Annotated in this window: 12 protein-coding genes; 6 read left to right on the top strand and 6 right to left on the bottom strand. The window is 68.6% G+C overall.

Translation table 11 applies throughout. The features are described 5' to 3' along the window. Window positions 1-2 precede the first annotated feature (2 nt). Complete coding sequence (locus ACFVYS_RS23805; RefSeq protein WP_389504957.1) at window positions 3-1,115, bottom strand: radical SAM protein; 1,113 nt, start codon at window positions 1,113-1,115, stop codon at window positions 3-5. A gap of 197 nt (window positions 1,116-1,312) precedes the next feature. Continuing rightward, entirely contained in the window at window positions 1,313-4,450 is a 3,138-nt protein-coding gene (gene ileS / locus ACFVYS_RS23800; protein ID WP_389504955.1) for an isoleucine--tRNA ligase, read from the bottom strand. Window positions 4,451-4,984: 534 nt separating this feature from the next. Between ileS and ACFVYS_RS23795 the strand changes: the two genes are divergently transcribed. Beyond that, window positions 4,985-5,713 (top strand): adenylate kinase family protein, encoded by a 729-nt coding sequence (locus ACFVYS_RS23795; protein ID WP_389504953.1) that lies wholly within the window; start codon window positions 4,985-4,987, stop codon window positions 5,711-5,713. An 87-nt stretch (window positions 5,714-5,800) separates the two neighbouring features. Here the strand turns inward: ACFVYS_RS23795 and ACFVYS_RS23790 are convergent, their stop codons facing one another. Continuing rightward, window positions 5,801-7,621 carry an ABC transporter ATP-binding protein gene (locus ACFVYS_RS23790; RefSeq protein ID WP_389504951.1) on the bottom strand — a complete coding sequence of 607 codons (1,821 nt, stop codon included), beginning with the start codon at window positions 7,619-7,621 and terminating at the stop codon, window positions 5,801-5,803. Further along, window positions 7,618-9,603, bottom strand: coding sequence for an ABC transporter ATP-binding protein (locus ACFVYS_RS23785; protein ID WP_389504949.1), 1,986 nt, complete (start codon window positions 9,601-9,603; stop codon window positions 7,618-7,620). Before ACFVYS_RS23785 ends, ACFVYS_RS23790 begins: the two co-directional genes overlap by 4 nt. Window positions 9,604-10,064: 461 nt before the next feature. Here ACFVYS_RS23785 and ACFVYS_RS23780 point away from each other — a divergent pair, with 461 nt between their 5' ends. Beyond that, window positions 10,065-10,931, top strand: coding sequence for a LuxR C-terminal-related transcriptional regulator (locus tag ACFVYS_RS23780; protein ID WP_389504947.1), 867 nt, complete (start codon window positions 10,065-10,067; stop codon window positions 10,929-10,931). On the opposite strand, the gene larC is transcribed toward ACFVYS_RS23780, so the two are convergent. Both larC and larB read right to left on the bottom strand, forming a co-directional pair. Next, on the bottom strand, window positions 10,876-12,198 hold the full coding sequence (gene larC, locus ACFVYS_RS23775) for a nickel pincer cofactor biosynthesis protein LarC (protein WP_389504945.1): 1,323 nt from the start codon (window positions 12,196-12,198) through the stop codon (window positions 10,876-10,878). The genes ACFVYS_RS23780 and larC overlap by 56 nt on opposite strands. Next, complete coding sequence (gene larB / locus ACFVYS_RS23770) at window positions 12,195-13,019, bottom strand: nickel pincer cofactor biosynthesis protein LarB (RefSeq protein ID WP_389504943.1); 825 nt, start codon at window positions 13,017-13,019, stop codon at window positions 12,195-12,197. The genes larC and larB overlap by 4 nt, the downstream gene beginning before the upstream one ends. 342 nt (window positions 13,020-13,361) lie before the next feature. Here larB and ACFVYS_RS23765 point away from each other — a divergent pair, with 342 nt between their 5' ends. From ACFVYS_RS23765 to ACFVYS_RS23750, 4 genes are all read left to right on the top strand, one after another. Then, window positions 13,362-14,546, top strand: a complete 1,185-nt coding sequence (locus ACFVYS_RS23765; protein ID WP_389504941.1) for a nucleotidyltransferase family protein — start codon at window positions 13,362-13,364, stop codon at window positions 14,544-14,546. 67 nt (window positions 14,547-14,613) lie between these two features. Next, complete coding sequence (locus tag ACFVYS_RS23760) at window positions 14,614-16,512, top strand: amino acid adenylation domain-containing protein (RefSeq protein ID WP_389504939.1); 1,899 nt, start codon at window positions 14,614-14,616, stop codon at window positions 16,510-16,512. Beyond that, the gene (locus ACFVYS_RS23755) at window positions 16,509-17,651 is read left to right on the top strand and encodes a class I SAM-dependent methyltransferase (RefSeq protein WP_389504937.1); all 1,143 of its coding nucleotides are present in this window, start codon (window positions 16,509-16,511) and stop codon (window positions 17,649-17,651) included. The genes ACFVYS_RS23760 and ACFVYS_RS23755 overlap by 4 nt, the downstream gene beginning before the upstream one ends. Before the next feature lie 23 nt (window positions 17,652-17,674). After that, window positions 17,675-19,051 (top strand): condensation domain-containing protein, encoded by a 1,377-nt coding sequence (locus tag ACFVYS_RS23750; protein WP_389504935.1) that lies wholly within the window; start codon window positions 17,675-17,677, stop codon window positions 19,049-19,051. The last annotated feature ends 48 nt before the right edge of the window (window positions 19,052-19,099 follow it).

Genomic DNA, 19,099 nt, shown 5'->3' with positions numbered 1-19,099 from the left:
GGTCACTGTGTGGCGAGCAGCGGGAGTTCCCGGCGGATCGTGGCGCGCACCCGCTCGGCGTCGTCCGTGAACAGGTGGGAGCGCGGGTCGATCCAGCTCGTGTAGGCCACCCCGTCGGGCATGACGTTGAGGCGCCGGATCTTGGGATCCGGGTCCTCTTCTTCGCTTGACTCGTCGATGTCCACGGTTATGTCGTCACCCATGCGGAAAACATGGACATGCGAGTCTGATTTGTGCTGGGCGTATGTTTCCTCGACGCCGTCCAGTTTTCTCATCTGCTGAACGAGCGGCTCGATCGGAATGTACTCGGACTCATTGAAGTCCGAGTATTCAGTTTCCTTCTGGAAGGGTTCGGGAATCTGTGAACACGAGCGGAATATGAACCTCTTGATCCCGTTTGAGACGCCCCACTCGATGTATTCGAGGATATCGCTGAGCCGGTGCACGCCTTCCGTGCTGAGAACGCAACTGAGCCGTGGTGTGAACCGGCCCGAGGCGTGGCTCGCCACCCAGCGCACATCATCCTCGCTCATGCCGCCCCAGCGGCCCTTGATCCGCATCAGTCGCCGGTTCGTCGCGGTCTCGTGGTGGGCGATGCTGAGGCTGGCTCCGGTCAGTCCGGAGGCGATCAGTGCGGGGAGCAGCTCACTGCTGCCATGGGCCGTTTCCACCGTCTTGGCCAGGCCAAATCCGTTGGTGTGCAGCCTGGCACGTTGGAAACGCGGCGCCACGGCGGCGACGAGCGACGCAAGCTTGCCGGGGTTGGCCGTCGGTTCGCCGCCGGTGAAGGCGACCTTGGTCACGCCTGCCAGCTCGGCGAAATCAACAACCCGCTCCAGGTGGGGAGTCGGCTCCAGGTAGGGGCCGTTGGGGGTGAAAGTGATCTCGTTCGAGCAGAACTTGCAGGCGGCGTTGCACGATGCCGTGGTCACCAGTGTGAAGATGGCCCGGTGACTGAACAGGTACTCAGCTCCATCGAAATGGAGAACACTGCAGTTCTGGTAGAGGCGACCGTTGTATTCCTCCATGGCGGGACCGATACGCCGCACCACGTAACGGGCATGATCCGCGATGGCCGGTCGTTCTGCTGATGTTATTCCCTGGGAAACGGTCACGGGGTCTCCTTGGCGAGACGACACACGGGTTTCGGTCTTAAGCCGTGTGATCAGCCTGGCAAGGAGATGTGACTGCAGTCCAGCGTCATGGGTGTCAGGAAAATGCATTGCAGGAAGAGGAAAATGCGGCGACCGGGTGGCATCCCCTGCCGCGCAACGGGTCGGGGGTGTCGGAAACACCCCCGACCCGGGGAGTGTTACGCCTTGCGCAGGCGGAACGTCAGGGCCAGGCCCTCGTCGGTGAACGGGGTGCCGTAGGTGTCGTCGGCCTCGCCCTGGGCGAAGTCCGTGGCGAGGACCTCGTCGGCGATCAGGGGCGTGTGCTCGGAGAGGGCCGCGATCACGGCCGGGTCTGTGGAGGTCCAGCGCAGCGCGATGCGGTCGGCGACGTCGAGGCCGCTGTTCTTGCGGGCCTCCTGGATCAGGCGGATCGCGTCACGGGCGAGGCCCGCTCGGCGGAGTTCCTCCGTGATCTCCAGGTCCAGGGCCACCGTGGCACCGGAGTCGGACGCCACCGACCAGCCCTCGCGCGGGGTCTCCGTGATGATCACCTCGTCGGGAGCGAGTGTGATCGTCTCGCCGTCGACCTCCACGGCGGCCGTGCCCTCGCGCAGGGCGAGGGACAGCGCGGCCGCGTCGGCGTTCGCGACGGCCTTGGCCACGTCCTGGACGCGCTTGCCGAACCGCTTGCCCAGGGCGCGGAAGTTGGCCTTGGCCGTGGTGTCGACCAGGCTGCCGCCGACCTCGCTGAGGGAGGCGAGCGCGCTCACGTTCAGCTCGGCCGTGATCTGCGCGTGCAGTTCGCGGTCGAGGGCGTCGAAGCCGGTCGCGGCGATGAGCGCCCGGGACAGCGGCTGACGGGTCTTCACGCCCGACTCCGCGCGCGTGGCACGGCCCAGCTCGACGAGCCGGCGCACCAGGACAATCTGCTGCGACAGGTCCGGGTCGATGGCGGAGAGGTCCGCCTCCGGCCAGGAGGCCAGGTGCACCGATTCGGGGGCGCCCGGGGTGACCGGCACGACCAGGTCCTGCCAGACCCGCTCGGTGATGAACGGGGTCAGCGGGGCCATCAGCTGGGTGACCGTCTCGACGACCTCGTGCAGGGTGCGCAGCGCGGCCTTGTCGCCCTGCCAGAAGCGGCGCCGGGACCGGCGTACGTACCAGTTGGACAGGTCGTCGACGAACGCCGACAGGAGCTTGCCGGCGCGCTGGGTGTCGTACGCCTCCAGGGACTGGGTCACCTGGTCGGTGAGCGCGTGCAGTTCGGACAGCAGCCAGCGGTCCAGGACCGGGCGGTCGGCCGGGGCCGGGTCCGCCTCGCTGGGCGCCCAGCCGGACGTGCGGGCGTACAAGGCCTGGAAGGCGACCGTGTTCCAGTAGGTGAGGAGGGTCTTCCTCACCACCTCCTGGATCGTGCCGTGGCCGACGCGGCGGGCCGCCCAGGGGGAGCCGCCGGCCGCCATGAACCAGCGCACCGCGTCCGCGCCGTGCCGGTCCATCAGCGGGATCGGCTGCAGGATGTTGCCCAGGTGCTTGGACATCTTCTGGCCGTCCTCGGCGAGGATGTGGCCGAGGCAGACGACGTTCTCGTACGGCGATTTGTCGAAGACCAGGGTGCCGATGGCCATCAGCGTGTAGAACCAGCCGCGCGTCTGGTCGATGGCCTCGCTGATGAACTGGGCCGGGTAGCGGGACTCGAACAGTTCCTTGTTCTTGTACGGGTAGCCCCACTGCGCGAACGGCATTGAGCCGGCGTCGTACCAGCAGTCGATGACCTCGGGGACTCGGACTGCGGTCTTGGCGCACTGGGGGCAGGCGAAGGTGACGTCGTCGATGAACGGGCGGTGCGGGTCCAGTTCGGAGTGGTCGGTGCCGGTCAGCTCGGTGAGCTCCGCGCGGGAGCCGACGACGGTGAGGTGGTCGTCCTCGCAGCGCCAGATCGGCAGCGGGGTGCCCCAGTAGCGGTTGCGGGACAGGGCCCAGTCGATGTTGTTCTGGAGCCAGTCGCCGAAGCGGCCGTGCTTCACCGTCTCCGGGAACCAGTTGGTGTTCTCGTTCTCCTGGAGGAGGCGGTCCTTGGCGGCGGTGGTGCGGATGTACCAGGAGGGCTGGGCGTAGTAGAGGAGCGCGGTGTGGCAGCGCCAGCAGTGCGGGTAGCTGTGCTCGTACGGGATGTACCGGAAGAGGAGGCCGCGCTGCTGGAGGTCCTCGGTGAGCTTTTCGTCCGCCTTCTTGAAGAAGACGCCGCCGACCAGGGGGACGTCCTCCTCGAAGGTGCCGTCGGGGCGGACCGGGTTCACCACCGGCAGGCCGTAGGCGCGGCAGACCTTGAGGTCGTCCTCACCGAAGGCGGGGGACTGGTGGACCAGGCCCGTACCGTCCTCGGTCGTCACGTATTCGGCGTTGACCACGTAATGGGCCGGCTCCGGGAACTGCACGAGCTCGAACGGACGTTGATAGGTCCAGCGCTCCATCTCGGCGCCGGTGAAGGACTGGCCGGTCAGCTCCCAGCCCTCGCCGAGCGCCTTGGCGAGCAGTGGCTCGGCGACGACGAGCTTCTCCTCGCCGTCGGTCGCGACGACGTAGGTGACCTCCGGGTGCGCGGCGACCGCCGTGTTGGACACCAGGGTCCAGGGGGTCGTCGTCCAGACCAGGAGCGCGGCCTCGCCGGCGAGCGGACCGGAGGTGAGCGGGAAACGGACGTACACGGACGGGTCCACGACCGTCTCGTAGCCCTGCGCCAGCTCGTGGTCGGACAGGCCCGTGCCGCAGCGCGGGCACCAGGGGGCGACGCGGTGGTCCTGGACCAGCAGGCCCTTGTTGAAGATCTCCTTCAGCGACCACCAGACCGACTCGATGTACTCCGGGTCCATCGTGCGGTACGGGTCCTGGAGGTCGGTCCAGTAGCCCATGCGGGTCGTGAGCGCCTCGAAGGCGTCGGTGTGGCGGGTCACGGACTCGCGGCACTTGTCGTTGAAGGCGGCGATGCCGTACGCCTCGATGTCCTGCTTGCCGGAGAAGCCGAGCTCCTTCTCGACCGCCAGCTCCACCGGGAGGCCGTGGCAGTCCCAGCCGGCCTTGCGGGCCACGTGGTAGCCGCGCATGGTGCGGAAGCGGGGGAAGACGTCCTTGAAGACGCGGGCCTCGATGTGGTGGGCGCCCGGCATGCCGTTGGCGGTGGGCGGGCCCTCGTAGAACACCCACTCGGGGCGGCCCTCGGACTGCTCCAGGCTCTTGGCGAAGATCTTCTGCTCGCGCCAGAAGTCGAGCACCGCGTGCTCGAGGGCGGGCAGGTCGACCTGGGCGGGCACCTGGCGGTACGTCGGCGTTGTCATCAGGGGGCTTCCTCCGGCGGATACTGAATGCGCTTTCCGTCCGGAGGGACGAGAGCCGCTCCATGCGTCCTCCCGCGGTACCACCCTCCTTGGCTCCCCGATGCGCCTTCCACACGGGTGAGCCCCCTCATTGGGTCGCGATGCCGGGTCTAACGCCCCTCGCGGGGTTTCTTCCGGCGGCTCCGGGGTGATCTTCGCGTCGGGCTCGCCCCCGGGCTTCCACCGTCCCCGGGTCGCTCTGGGCTGCGTACGCCGCTACTCGTCCCCATCCACGCTTCTCGCTCCGCCCAGTGTACGAAGAGAGCGTCGTGGGAGCGGCGATTTTCCGTCAAAGGGGCGGGAGTTGACAGCGACGGCAATGGGTAGACTGCGTGGCGAGCAGACTTCTGCGCTCCAGCGGTCGCGGGCGCCTCTTCTGCCCATTCCGTCTCCCACTTGTGTGAGTCCCCATCGTCTCGATGCCAGCCAGGGGGAGACTCCGAGAGGGAGACGAGCGCGAAACCATCGTGAGGACTTCCATGTGAGGGGAATACCTTGACGAATGTCGAGTCGAATCGTGCTGTTTGCCCGGCTGTACCGGTCGTCGCTTTGGTCGGTCCGCCGGCTGCGGGAAAGAGCACCGCGATGCGTGCGGTTTTCGCGGCGCGACCGGGACTCGTGCACTTCGCCGTCCGAGTTTTCTTCGGACAGCAGGCTGCGGCGGGAACGGACCTTGGCGTGCGCGCGAAGGAATACGCGGCGCAGGCCCGGTGGCTGCCCGACGAGTTCGTAGGGGAAGGGCTGAGCGTATTCCTCGAGATGGAATTGCCTGGTGCCGCCGGTGTCGTGCTGGAAGGTTTTCCACGCAACGCCGACCAGGCGCAGGTCTTGGACGGTGTGCTGGAACGGTTCGGCCTCGGACTGGACCGCTTCGTCTATATGGACGTACCGGACGAGGTCGCCACGGCGCGGGTCGGACAACGCCGGGTCTGCCAGCGGTGTGACACCTTCGTGGAGGACGGGATCCCCGTGCCGGATGCCTCCTGCCCGCGGTGCGGGGGACCCGTGGTGCTGCGCCGGGACGACGCGCCCGACGTCTTCGGGGAGAGGCTGCGGCACCACCGCGAGAGCGTGCGAGAACTCCTCGCCTACTACGCGCCCCGCGACCTTGTCGTGCGAGTCGAAGGCGCCGGAACCACCGAAACCGTGGCACAGACGCTGATCGACGCGATGCCGACGCGGGCGCGTGTGGAGGCCGACGAGACGGCCGACGTCGCGGGGTGAGTGAACGCGACGACCAAGCGGTCGTGACAGGCAGGTGACGCGCCGGCCCTTGACCGTGCCTGAGTGGCGGGCCCGGCCAAGGGCTGCTCAGCGAGGGCCGGTCGCTCCGTATGCTGCCGCCTGAGCGGTGAAGAGCTGGGCGTACGGGCCGTTTGCGGCCAGCAGCTCCGCGTGCCCGCCCTGTTCGACCACGCGGCCGTCGTCCAGTACGACGATGTGGTCGGCCATGTGGACCGTGGAGAACCGGTGGGAGACCAGGACCGTGATGGCGCCCAGGCGTGCGGCGGCGTCGCGGGCCTGGGCGGTGAAACGGTCGAAGAGGTCGTGCTCGGCCTGCGGGTCCAGTGCGGAGGTCGGCTCGTCCAGGACCAGCAGAAGGGGATCTCGGCGCAGCAGGCCCCTGGCCAAGGCCAGTTTCTGCCATTGGCCGTGCGACAGCTCGGCGCCGCCGAAGACCGTGCCGAGCTGGGTGTCGTATCCCTCGGGAAGGGCACGGACGACTGCCTCGGCGCCCGCCCGCCGCATGGCCTCCTCCACGGCCCCTGGCACGTGGCTGCGGGACAGCTCGCCGACACCGACGCTCTCCCGCAGCACGAGCTGGAGCCTGGCGAAATCCTGGAACGTGCCGGTGCAGCGGGCGGACCAGGTGTGCTGGTCCAGGTCGGCGACGGGCATGCCGTCGACCGTGACTGTACCGGTGTCCGGTCGGTACATGCCGGTCAGCAGTTTGACCAGGGTGGTCTTGCCCGCCCCGTTCACACCGACCAGGGCCACGACGGAACCGGCGGCGAGGTCGACGTCGATGCCCGACAGAACGGGGGTGTCGGTGCCGGGGTAGCTGAAGCCGACGCCGCGCAGGCTGATCCCCTTGGCAAGGCGCGCAGGCGCCGGCACCGTGCCCTGGGGCTGTTTCGCGGCGTACTCCTTGAGCCACACGTAGTGGCGGGTGACGTGTCCAGCCTCCGCGACGACGCCCAAGGCGAACAGCGCCCCCTCGATCTGGCGGCTGAGCGCGCTGCCGAGGGTGACCAGCATGACGAGGTCCCCCACAGCGGCCAGACCCGTGGAGTACAGATGCACCGTGAGGGCCAGCGCGCCGCCCAGCGAGGCGGCGAACAGGATCCAGCCCAGCGTCTCCCAGGCCACAGCCTGCAGGCGGGCGCGGTTCAGCTGGACGGTGGTGCGCTCCCACAACTCCGTGGCCCGCGCGGACAGAACCGGGCCACTTCCGGCGATCCGGATCTCTTTCGCCGCGTCCGGCCGCAGGCACAGGTCATGCAACTCCCGCTCCAGGCGCTCGTCCTCGGCGCAGTTGTCGCGAACCGACCGGAAGTGCCGGCGCCCACGGCTGGTCAGGAGCAGCAGGGGCGTCGCGCACAGGGCGAGCAGGGGGAGCCCAGGGTGGATGGTGGCCAGCAGCCAGGCGCTGAGACCGAGGCTGACCAGCGCCGCCGCAGCCTGGGCCACGCGCCAGGCGGAGGCGGCCAGGGCCTGCGTACCGCGCCGCAGATTGGTGACGCGGTCCAGGAAGTCGGGGCGCTCCAGGTGGTCGAGCGTGGGGATGCGGGCGGTCAGGCCGAGGATCTCGTGATCGAGTTGTCGGGCAGTGCGCACCGTGAGGTCCTGTCGGACCTCTGCCTGGATGTGCTGAAGGATGAAGCTCGCCCCGTGGGCTACGACACCCAGCCCGGCCGCGACGAATACGGCGGGGAGCGCGTGGTCGCCCGCCGATTCCACGATCAGGCGCTGGCTGAGCGCGGTGACAGCGACGCCACCGGCGAGCAGGGCGATCAGGGCGACGTTGACGACGGTGACCAGGGGAGCGGCGAGGTATGACAGCCGCAGCATGCGGCCCAGCGTGGCGAGCCGGGACGAGCGGGTGAGATCGCGGGGTCCGGGCTTCCTCATCGGACGGCCTCCTCGATGCCGGAGCCCCCGGCGGTCGGTTTCACGAACGGGGGCTCGTGGTCGGTGAAGCGGGACGCCTGAAGGCGCCAGAGCCGGGCGTAGGTGCCGCCCGCCGCCAGGAGCTGATCGTGGTTGCCGGACTCGGTGACGGCGCCGTCGTCCAGGACGACGATGCGGTCAGCCTGCCGAAGTGTGGACAGCCGGTGGGAGATCAGGACGACGGAGACCCCGTCGGAGCGAGCCCCGGCCACCACCTTCTCGAAGAACTCGATCTCGGCCCTGACATCGAGGTTGGCCGTGGGCTCGTCCAGGACGATCAGGTCACGGCCATGGCCGGTGGCGTGGAGCACTCGTGCGATGGCCAGTTTCTGCCACTGCCCGCCGGACAGGTCCTGACCACCACTACCGGTCCGCCACAACTGGGTGTCCAGCCCTCGGGGGAGCCCGCGCAGCAGCGGGTCCGTGCCGCTGCGGCGGGCCACCTCCAGCAGCTCACTGTCCTCGTCAGGTTCGGGAATGTGTTCGGGAGCGCCCCAGGAGATGTTGTCGCGGACCGTGGCTGGGTAACGGACGAAGTCCTGGTAGACCACGCTCAGCCGACGACGCCAGGCGGCTATCGGCACGCCGCCCAGGCTCCGCCCGTCGACGGTGATCCGCCCGCGGGTGGGCGGGTAGAGCCCGGCCAGGAGCTTGGTCAGCGTGGTTTTCCCCGCTCCATTGACCCCGACGACCGCCAGCACCTCGCCCGGCTCGATCGTGAGGTCGAGATTGCGCAGGACCGGCTGGTCGGTGCCTGGGTAGCTGAACTCCACGTGCTCGAAGCGGACGGCCGGGGCCCTCCGGGCCGGCTGTCCGGGCGCTACAGGAACGGAGGGACGGGCCGGGGCAGGCCGGTCGTCCTCGGCGGCTCCGTACTGCGCGACAAGCCGGTCGTCCTCCCCGTACTGCGCGACAAGCCGGTCCACGGCCTGCACCGCGCCCTTGCCGTACTCGATGTCGAAGGTCTCGTACCCCATCAGCGTGATCTGGACGACGCCCATGGCCGAGGTGAGGCAGACGCCCAGCGCGCCGACGCCGATCGTCCCTTGTGCCGCTTCCCACCCTGGCACCAGGAGTGCCGACGCACCGCATGACACGGAGAGCGCGACCGTCAGCCCCTGGTGGCGCAGCAGGCTGCGACGCAGCGCCCAGTACGGCGCGCGCAGCTCCCAGTGCTCGGCACTGCGCCGGTTCACCACCCAGTCGGCGAGGCCGAACAGTCGGATCTCCTTGGCCGCCGCGGGTCCTGCGGCCAACTCGTCGAAGTAGTCGACCCTGCGTTGCCCCTCGGTGAGCTGGTCGCCGACTGCGACCAGATGGGTCCACTGGCGGCGTTGCAGGGAGCGGTTGAGCAGTGACGCGAGCAGCAGGAAGGCCGCGAGCCAGGGGAACCAGCGGGCCAGGACCAGCGCGGAGGCTGCCGCGGACAGCACACGGCCGGCCAGCAGCATGCTGCTGTACGCGGCGGTGCCGGCCGAGCGCACCCACCATCCCTCGCCGATCTCACTCGCTCGTGCGGCGTCGTTCTGGAACTCCGCTTCGTCCAGATGGGAGATGGTCGCGGGGGCCAGCGCCGTCAGGCGCACCCGGGCGCGCAGTGCGCCATCGATCTGCCGGGTCGCCTGAGTCATGAGTAACTCGCTTAGCGGCCGGACCAGTTGCTGGAGCAGCAGGGTGCCGCTGAGACCGGCGATCACCCAGGCTGACTCCCCGCTCGTACCTGCACGCGTCACCTCGTCCAGGAGCTCCCCCGTCAGCACGGCCACGGCTGGACCGGTGAGCACCATGGTCGCCATGACGGCCAGCAGCGCCGCCGTCGATCTGCGCCCGGCGAGCGGCAGAAGGCGCAGCAGGCGTACCCGCTCGGCGACGAGCGCACGCAGTGCGGCGGGCCGGAGCCCCCCTCGCCGTCGCCTTGGGTCGGGTAAATCGAGTTTTGCCATTTTCGCTCCATTTTCGAAACTTCTCGACTTGAGGCTATCGAGGTTGACGTTGATTCAAGCGTCTGTCACTCTCGGGTAGGTTCTGGTTCGGGCGGTTTCGGGGCAAATCATGAATCGTTTCAAGATGTTCACTGCGACGCCGCCGAAATTCTCGACAAAAACGGGGGAGGACCATTGGTGCGCGGTTACCGGCGCGGTGGGGTGCGGGCGAGTGGGGAGACTCTGGGCGGTGGGCTAGGGTTTCCGAGATTTTCATCGGTCGCGTTACCCCGCGTGAAGTCGGATTGCGTCAGATGTTCACACGCGACTGAAGGAAGCGCAAGGGGGGTAGCGTGACTGCCGAATTGCGAGGATTTCAGGCCGTACCCAAAGTGGATCACGCGAGTTCCCTTGTATATCGTTTTGCCCTTGAGCGAGGACAATTCACGCGGGACTCTCTCCGGTCCGTGCTGGGGCTTTCCGTGGACAAGGTCGAGCGATCCATCGACGCACTCCAAGCGCTGCATCTCATTCGGCCCGTCGCGGATGAGACCAATTTGTTCGTCCCGGTGAGTCCCGAGGCCGCCGCCGCGCAGCTGGTCACGCCGATCGAGGCCGAAATCCGTCAACGCCAGACCACCATCGAGCGGGTGCGGTCGGATCTGATGTCCCTGCTGCCGCTGTACCACGAGCATCGGCGTCGGCGGCGGTCGAAGGAGGCCATCGACGTCCTCGACGACACCGGTTCCGTGTTGTCCGTCCTCACGGACATCGCACAGAAATGCACGCGGGAAGTGCTGACGATCCAGCCGGGCGGTGGGCGGCCCGCAGCCGTCCTGGAGGAGGCGTTTCCCCGCGACTCGGCCATGCTCGAACGCGGGATCGCCATGCGGATCCTGTACGAGGACACCGCCCGTTTCAGCCCTCCCACCCAGCGATATGTGAGGGCGATGGAGAAGGCGGGCGCGCTCGTCCGGACCACCCGGGAACTGCCGAGTCGTCTACTGATCTTCGACCGGGAGACGGCGGTCATCCCTCTCGAACGCTCGGCCACCGGCGCGGTGCTGAGCCGGGAGCCGTCGGTCGTGGACTTTCTGTTGCGGGTGTTCGAGCAATTGTGGAAGACAGCCACGCCGTTCGGTGAGGCTCTGGACGACAGTGCGAGCCTCGACCAGGTGAAGCAGGCGATCGCCCAGTTGCTGGCTGCCGGGCACAAGGACGACTTTATCGCCCGCCGACTGGGTATCTCGGTTCGGACCTGCCGCAGACACATCGCCGAAATCATGCTTCATCTCAATGCGGAGAGTCGGTTCCAGGCCGGCTACGTCCTGGCGCGGATGGATTCGTGACGGCGGATTCGTAGGGCGGCCAGATCTGCGAGACCGGCGGCGCCGGTTCGCGCTCGTCCCACAGCGCCTGTGCCGCCGCCAGTGCTCGGGCATGGGCACTCTTCACCGGGATGCCCAGGGCCTGGGCGGCCGTGGCGACCTCGTCGTGCTCAGGCTGCACGTTCACCACGCGCCCGCGCAGGCGCGCGACCTTCACTCGGATGGGCTCCCGCTCCACGAACACCGTGACGAACTCCCGCGCCGCCTCCCACTTCTCGACCGGGTGGACACGCATGCCGATGGTCGCCGTCTCCAACAGGATCGCTTCCCTGACGGCGCCCACCCGGTCCGGCCGGCACAGCACCGCCAGGCTGTGCGCGGGCCGTCCCTTCTTCATGAGTATCGGAGTGAGCCAGGCGTCGGCGGCACCGGCATCCAGCAGCCGGGACAACACATGGGGCCATACCCGCGGGTCCATGTCGTCCACGTTGCACTCGACGACGAGAGCCGGACGCGCCTGCATGTCGCCCGCCTCCTCACGGTGCTGCGGAGCGCTCCACGGGGCGATCGGTGTGCCCAGCACCACACGCAGGACATTGGGGAGGTCCGGCAGGTCCCGGCCGCCCGCTCCGGTGCCCGTGCCGACGACGTGCAGAGGGGGCATACCGCCCCAGGCGGAGACGACCGACAGAAGGAAGGCCGTGCCGGTGGGCGTGCACATCTCGTGCTCCTCGCCGCCGGAGTGGGCGGGCGCGCCTTCCTCCGCGAGAAGTTGGAGGACTGCCGGCACGGGCACCGGGAGCAGTCCGTGGGCGGTGTCGACCTCTCCGGAGCCCAGCGTCAGGGGCGAGCTCACGATCCGATCCACGCCGAGGGAGTGCAGTGCCGTCGCGCTGCCGACGATGTCGGCGATGGCGTCCAGGGCGCCCACCTCGTGGAAATGCACGTCCTCGGCCGGGATGCCGTGGACCCGGCCCTCGGCCCGGGCCAGCCGGGCGAAGGCCTCCAGCGCGTGGGCGCGCACCTGCTCAGGCAGGTCGGCACCGGTGATCAGCGCTTTGACCGTCGGCCAAGTGCGATGGTGTGCCTCGTCCGTGACGTCCACGTGTGCCTTGAGCGCGCTGATGGTGCGCCGGACGGTGCGCTCGGTGCGCAGCCGTACCCTGCCTGGTACGACCATGTCGATCGCGTGCTGCATCGCCTCCATGTCGGCACCGGCGTCGATCAGTGCCCCCAGCAGCATGTCGCCGCTCAGTCCCGCGGCGCAGTGGAACCAGGCGGTGGTCACCGTACGGCTCCCGGTGCTGGGGTCCGCGGCGTCGAACGCCGAGCCAGGCGCGCCGCGAACAGCCCGGCGCCGAAACCGTTGTCGATGTTGCAGACGACGACTCCGGGAGCACAGGAGTTGAGCATCGCCAGGAGCGCAGTCAGCCCCTGGAACGAGGCGCCGTAGCCGACGCTGGTCGGCACCGCCACCAGGGGCACCCCCGTGAGGCCGCCGACGACGCTGGGCAGGGCTCCCTCCATGCCGGCCACCACCACCAGGCAGTCGTAGCCCTCGAGTTCGGGAGAGATGGCGAGCAGACGGTGGAGTCCGGCCACGCCCACGTCGTCGTACCGGACGGCCCGCACTCCCATCGCGCGGGCCACGAAAGCCGCCTCCGCCGCCACGGGGCCGTCGGAGGTGCCGGCACTGAGGACTGCGACGCGGCCTCTCGGTTCGGGTGGGTCTCCGAGGAGCGCGCAGCGTGACGGCTCGTCCACGGTGATCCCGGGAATCGCCGCGCGCAGTTCGGCAGCTCCGTCGTGCGACAGGCGAGTGACGAGCACAGGCCGGGTACCGGATGCGGCGCGTATCGCCTCGACGATCGGGACGAGTTCCCGCGGGGTCTTGCCGGCCCCATACACGACCTCGGGATCACCCGTGCGCAGCCCGCGGTGTGTGTCGACCCGGGCGAACCCCAGGTCGACGAAACCATCAGCCCGGTCCGCAGTCGTTGTCGAGCCGGCGGTGAGCGGGCCGGCGGCCAGGCGTGACAGGGCCGCATCGACGGACTCTGCACCCCGGGCGACGCGGACGAGCAGGTTGCGGACGTCGGCTCGGTCCATTTTCCCTCGCTCTCATGGTTTCCGGTCTGGTGCTGAAAGCCTAGGAGTCACAGTCTTCGACTGTCTATTCCCCAAGCGGGCAGGATGCCCCTTTCTTTCCGTTTCATCCATTCGATTGCCCACTTGCTGCCATGCAGTTTGATGACGCCCCTGGCGCTGTACATGCTCGTGAACGGCGTCCTATCGTCGGAACACCTCAGGGATTCGAAAGGTTTCCCAGGAAGCTTTATCGGTAGCGCAAGCCAAAGGGGTCAGAGCCATGTCGGTCAGTGTTTTCGGAATCTGGAACGGTGGCAGTGATGAAGACACCGGGTGGGGCCGAATTTGCGTCCGGAGCACTCTGTGGGAACGCTGATCAAGCTGAGCATTTCGGACCGAATAGATCTCATCAGGTCGATATTGCGCCCCTTTCCAGACATGGCAGAGGGGGAAGATGAAGTCGTATTCGGGCGCCTCGTAGACCAACTTGGGGCAGAAGACGTCTTCGCCTATCTCCGGCGTCGCGGCATGGTGCACGCCGCCGTGGCTGCACACCGGAAGTCGGAGGTAGTGGCTGCCGAGGACGGCTTGTTCTGGCTGTTCCGTGAAGTCAGTGTGGTTATCCGGGACGCCCACCGCCACGAACTGGCCTGCCTGGCGAAGGCTTTCGAGGCGGCCGGCGTGCCGCTGATCGCCTTCAAGGGTGTAGCCATGGACGCCGCATTGGCCAACACTGATGCGCCGTCATTCGGCAGTGACATCGACATTCTGGTCGCACGTCGGGATCTCGACCGAGCTGTGGCGCGCATGCGGGAGCTGGGGTACGTACCCGACCTTCGCATCCGGAACGGCAAGGCGCGCCAGATGCCCAGTCAAGTGGTCGAGGCGGTGGAGCAGTCGGTCTATTCCTTCGGTCAGTGTGCTCCTCTGGAACGGCTGATCCCGATACCGGAGCTGGCCGCACAAAGCGGCCGCATTATGCAGTGCTTTCCGACTCTGTTCTGTTTCTCCGGCGGCCAGTTCTGCCTGAAGTTGTCGGTCGACCTGCACTACACGCTCAACCACATCGCCGACGATATCGGCACGCGCGTGAAGCCCGCGGAGGAAGTGTGGCTGAATGACACGCAGCGCGTCGACATCGATGGCGTTCCGGTCGCGACGCTCAGCCCGCGCGTGCTGTCCTGGCTGCTGCCGCACCGGCTCTACGTGGACGCCATGCTGCTCAACGACACCAGCATCAAGGCGCTGTGCCACCTGCGGTTGCTTCAGCGGTACGACGCCTTCGACGCCGGACACGTCCGCCATACGGCCCAGCGCTACCCCTATCTCGCCCCGTCCCTCTACTACGTGCTGCGCGCATTCGACCAGCTGCGCGGCAGCACGATCGGGCACCCGGGCGACCCGGAGGAGATCCGTACGGCCATCACACCGCTCATGAACGTCGGCGACTGTCTGCCGACGCTGCTCGACATCGGCATCGAATTCACGCTTGGCGACCCCCGGCAGCCGACCGGTGCCGACCAGCCCGTCTCCGTCCGCGTGTGGTAACGCGGCGGAATTCTGTCGGCGGCGGCTTGCCCGTGCCGTCATGACCACGCACAGGGAGGCAGTGCACATGCCAGTGCCCAGGGACCCGTGGATCCGCTGCTCGGCCGCGGATCGGCAGGTCATCGAGGAACTCCAAGGCCGGGAGCGCCCCGTCGCGGCCGACAAGATCGTCCGCGGACTGTGGGACCGGTACCGCAGCGGCGGCGGGCAGATCGCGGTGACGGACGGCGATCGGCAGTGGACGTACGACGATCTCGGCAAGCGTGTCTTCGCCCTGGCCCACGCGCTGACGGAGACCTACGGTCTGCGCTCGGCGCCGCCCCGGAACCCCGTCTTCGGGGTAGCCCTCGACCGCTCCGCAGACCTGATCCAGGCTGTGCACGCCGTCGCCCTGACCGGATCCGCGTACTGTCCGCTCGGCCCCGCAGACCCCGTCGCCTGGCAGCGCACCGTGGTGGAAACCGCCCAAACCGTCGCCGTGATAGCCGGCGACACCCCGGACGATGGCGAGCCGTTCGACACCGTCTTTCGTATTGACCCGCCGGACACGGCTGCACAGGGTCCCGGACCGGCCGACTTCGCGCCGGCCCCCCTGGCGGCGGACGCCCTGTCGCAGATCATCTTCACCTCCGGCTCGACAGGCCGTCCCAAGGGCGTGATGTGTACACACCGCGGTTTCACCAACAGGATCGAGTGGATGCAACGCTGCTTTCCGCTCTCGGCCGATGACCGCGTGGCCCTCAAGACGCCGAGCACGTTCGATGTCAGCGGCTGGGAGCTGTTCTGGCCGCAGTACGCGGGAGCGCGGACAGTCGTCGTCCCACCCGGTGCCCACACCTCGCCCGAGGCCTTGATAGAGATCTTCAACCGGCACGGCGTGACCGTCGCCCACTTCGTGCCGTCCATGCTCCGGATGTGGCTGCGCGTGTCCGGCGGCCGTCGATGCCCCACGCTGCGGCGGGTGTTCTCCAGCGGAGAGGCGCTCGACGCAGCGCTCGTCAGCGAGTTCAGGCGGCAGACGGACGCCGAGCTGCACAACCTCTACGGCCCAACCGAGGCGGCGATCGACGTCACACACTTCAGAGCCGACGCCGAGGAACGCCCGACGGTCCCGATAGGCAGACCCATCACCAACACCCGTCTGTACGTCCTGGACCCGAACGGGCTCGTCTGCCCGGTAGGCGAGCGTGGTGAGATCCACATCCAGGGCATCGGTGTGGCGGTCGGCTACCGCGGGGCGACCGAGGAGGATGCCACGCGCTTCGTGCCGGTGCTGCCTGGCGCCCCGGCCGGGTGGGGCTCCTTCCGCACCGGAGACCTGGGCAGCTACACGGCGGACGGGCAGATCGAATTCCACGGCCGCATCGATGACCAGGTGAAGATCCGCGGCCAGCGGGTGGAACCCGGGGAGGTGGAGGCGGTCCTGCGAGGCCATGACGCCGTTCTCGAAGCCTGCGTACGGCCTCATGCCGCGGGCAGCGGGCGGACACTGCTCGTCGCCTACGCCGTGGTGGCCCCCGAGTTCCGCATGACGGACGTCACCGGCGAGCTCATCGCCTATCTGGCGGACCGCCTGCCGGCGCGCTCCCTGCCATCACGCATCGTTCTGCTGGACGCGTTGCCGATCGGCCGACACGGCAAGATCGACGCCGACCGCCTGCCTGCCCCGGGCCGCGCCCGCCCCGACATCACCCCCGCCTTCCAGGAGCCGACGGAGCCGATGGAGGAACTGATCGCGGACATCTGGGGACAGGTTCTCGACCTGGACGAGGTCGGTGTGCACGACAATTTCCACGACCTGGGCGGTGACTCCCTCGCCGCCGTCGAGATCTCCTTCCTGCTCACCGAACGGCTGGGCCTCGCCTACGACGATCCGCTCGTCCCGCGCGTCCTCATGGACGGCGACACGGTGGCGAAGTCGGCGGCGGTGGTCGCCGCGGCGGGAGGCGCACCGTGCTCGGGGTGACCGGTCGGCCAGGCCGCGAGGCGCTCTGGCGGCAGGTGTACGACCACACCTACCGCATCGATGAGGAGCCCGTCGGCGCAGCCTTCGACACCACCGGATGGACCAACACGTACACGGCAGAGCCCTACACACGAGCCGAGATGGAGGAGTGGGTCGACGACACCGTGCGGGGCATCACGGAGCACGGCCCGCACACTGTGCTGGACATCGGCTGCGGCACCGGACTTCTGGGCCATCGCCTGATGCCGAGCCTGGACGCCTACTGCGGCCTGGACTTCTCCGTTGGCGCCCTCCGCCGTTTCACCCTCGGCATGGATCCGCGGGCCGGCACCGCGGTCTGCCTGGTGCTGGGCAGTGCGACTCATCTGGACCGGGTGCCGCAGTGGGAGTACGACTGCGTCGTCCTCAACAGCGTGCTCCAGTACTTCCCTGACAGCGCGTATGTCCATGACGTCCTGCGCCGGGCCCATGGGCTTGTGAGAGGCTCGGGCGTCCTTTTCCTCGGCGACGTACGCCACCGCGGGCTGCAGGACGTCCACCACGCCTGGGCGGAGTGGCGCAGCGGGCACGACGAGATGACGGCCGGGGAAGCGCGCCACAACGTGTTCCGGCGACTGCGTACGGACCGGGAATGGAGCGCCGCTCCGGCTGACCTCGTCGACCTCGTGCGGGCCGCCACGGGCGCCGAGCACATCGAGATCCGCCTCAAGAGCGGGACGCATGCCACGGAGATGAACCTTTTCCGCTACGACGCCGTGTGCCACGTCGGCCCGGGGCGTCCCTCCATAAGGATTACCGACTGGCATCCCTGGGAGACCGGAGCCGAGCGCCGGATCGACTGGCGGAGCCGGCGACCGGTGGGATTCCTCGATGCACCCGTGCCACGACTGGCCCTGCCGCTGGCGGCGGCCCGGCGCCTGAGGGATGCCCCGGATGACATGCCCCTGGGGGAACTGCGCGCGGTTAACGACCGCCCCACGCTCCCCGACCCCCTCGGCGCGTTGTGCGCGGCGGCACGGGAGCACGGTGCCGAGGTGCGGACGAGCTGGATGCGCGATGGCAGCGGACAGACCTGCGACCTGGCGATCGTGTTCGACGACAGCGGCGACGGACCGGCCCCGGTGGAGTGGGCTCGGTGAGCGGCGAGGGAGACGGAACCGGCATGACGACCCACGAGACGGCCCACACCACGGACGCTCGGGACATCGTCTTCCGCGGCCTGGACTCCGCACGCGGGCCGAGCACCTGGGGGCAACGGCAGATCTGGGCGTCGTATCTGGACAACCGAGGAAACCCGGCCCGCTTCGTGCTCGTCCGGGCCTGGCCGGTCCCCGGGGGGACCGGTATCCCGGACGTCCTGAGCGCTCTCGGCGGACTCGTCGAGCGGCACACAGCCCTGCGGACCAGGCTCCTCGCCGGCGACAACGCTCCGCGGCAGGTCGTCGACGGGGACGGCGTCGTCCCCTGCCGGGTGACGGAGTCACGCGCACTGTGGACCCGGACCGCCGCCGTCGAGGCCGCCCGCTGGTCGGGTGCGGACGGATTCCTGCCCGACGCCGAACCGCCGGTCCGTTTCGAAGTGCTGACCTGCGGGGCTGTTCCGCAATGGGTGACCATGGCCGTGTCCCACATGGTGGCGGACGCTGACTCCTGTGCCGTTCTGGAGCGCGACTTCCAGTCACTGTTGCGCGAGCGGCCGCTGACACCGGGCGTGTGCCAACCGCTGGACCGCGCCCGGTTCGAACAGTCGGACGTCGGGCGGGCACAGCACCGGCGAGCCGTCGCTTACTGGGAAAAGACGCTCGACGACCATCCGGACCCGCTCTTCCCGAGCCGTGACCTCCCCTACCTGGGACCGCGATACCCGGTCGTACAGGCGACCGTCCACGGCCTCGGAGATCACGTGGAGCGTATCTCCCGCGGGCTGCGACTGTCCGCGTCCGCGGTGTGCGTCGCCGCCTTCTCCCTGGCGTTCTCCGCCTGCGCGGAAACAGATCGCCATACGCTCGGCGTCACCTTCTCCAACCGGGTCCAGCCCTGGTCCCACGGCTACGTCGGCACCCTGGCGCAGCACGGGGTCATCGGCGTCAGCGGCAGCGACTCCCGCCTGGACAGGGCTGCCCGGCACATCTGGACTTCTCTGCTGCACGGCCACCGGTATGCCTGTTACGAGACGAGCGACGTCCTTGCACTGATCGGCCGCAGATACGGTCAGGAGAACAGCGACTGGTTCGGCCCCGTCGCGAACTTCGTCAACTTCCAGTACCTGCCGACGGACGACAAACCCCTCCCCCATCCCGGCAGCGGCACAACGCGCCCAGGACCAGCCGGCACCCGGGACCGGGCAGCAGACCATCGGCCGGTGTTCGCCGAACAGCCGCCCCAGCAGGACAGCGCCGTGCGGTTCGGACTCCACATTGGCTCCGACCGGACCGATCTCTCCGTCCGCATGTCGTTCGACCAGACCTGCATCCCGCTGGACCGCGTGCACGAAATCGTCGAGCGAGCGGCCTCGACGCTCTGGTCGTCCGGCGCCTGAGCCGATCCGGGACGCCGTCCCGAGCGAACAGCAGCCGCCCAGTACCTA

The sequence above is a fragment of the Streptomyces sp. NPDC058295 genome (assembly GCF_042880655.1).
Lineage (GTDB): Bacteria > Actinomycetota > Actinomycetes > Streptomycetales > Streptomycetaceae > Streptomyces > Streptomyces coriariae.
The sequence above is the reverse complement of the archived record's forward strand: the minus strand, read 5'-3'. Positions and strand labels throughout refer to the sequence as shown.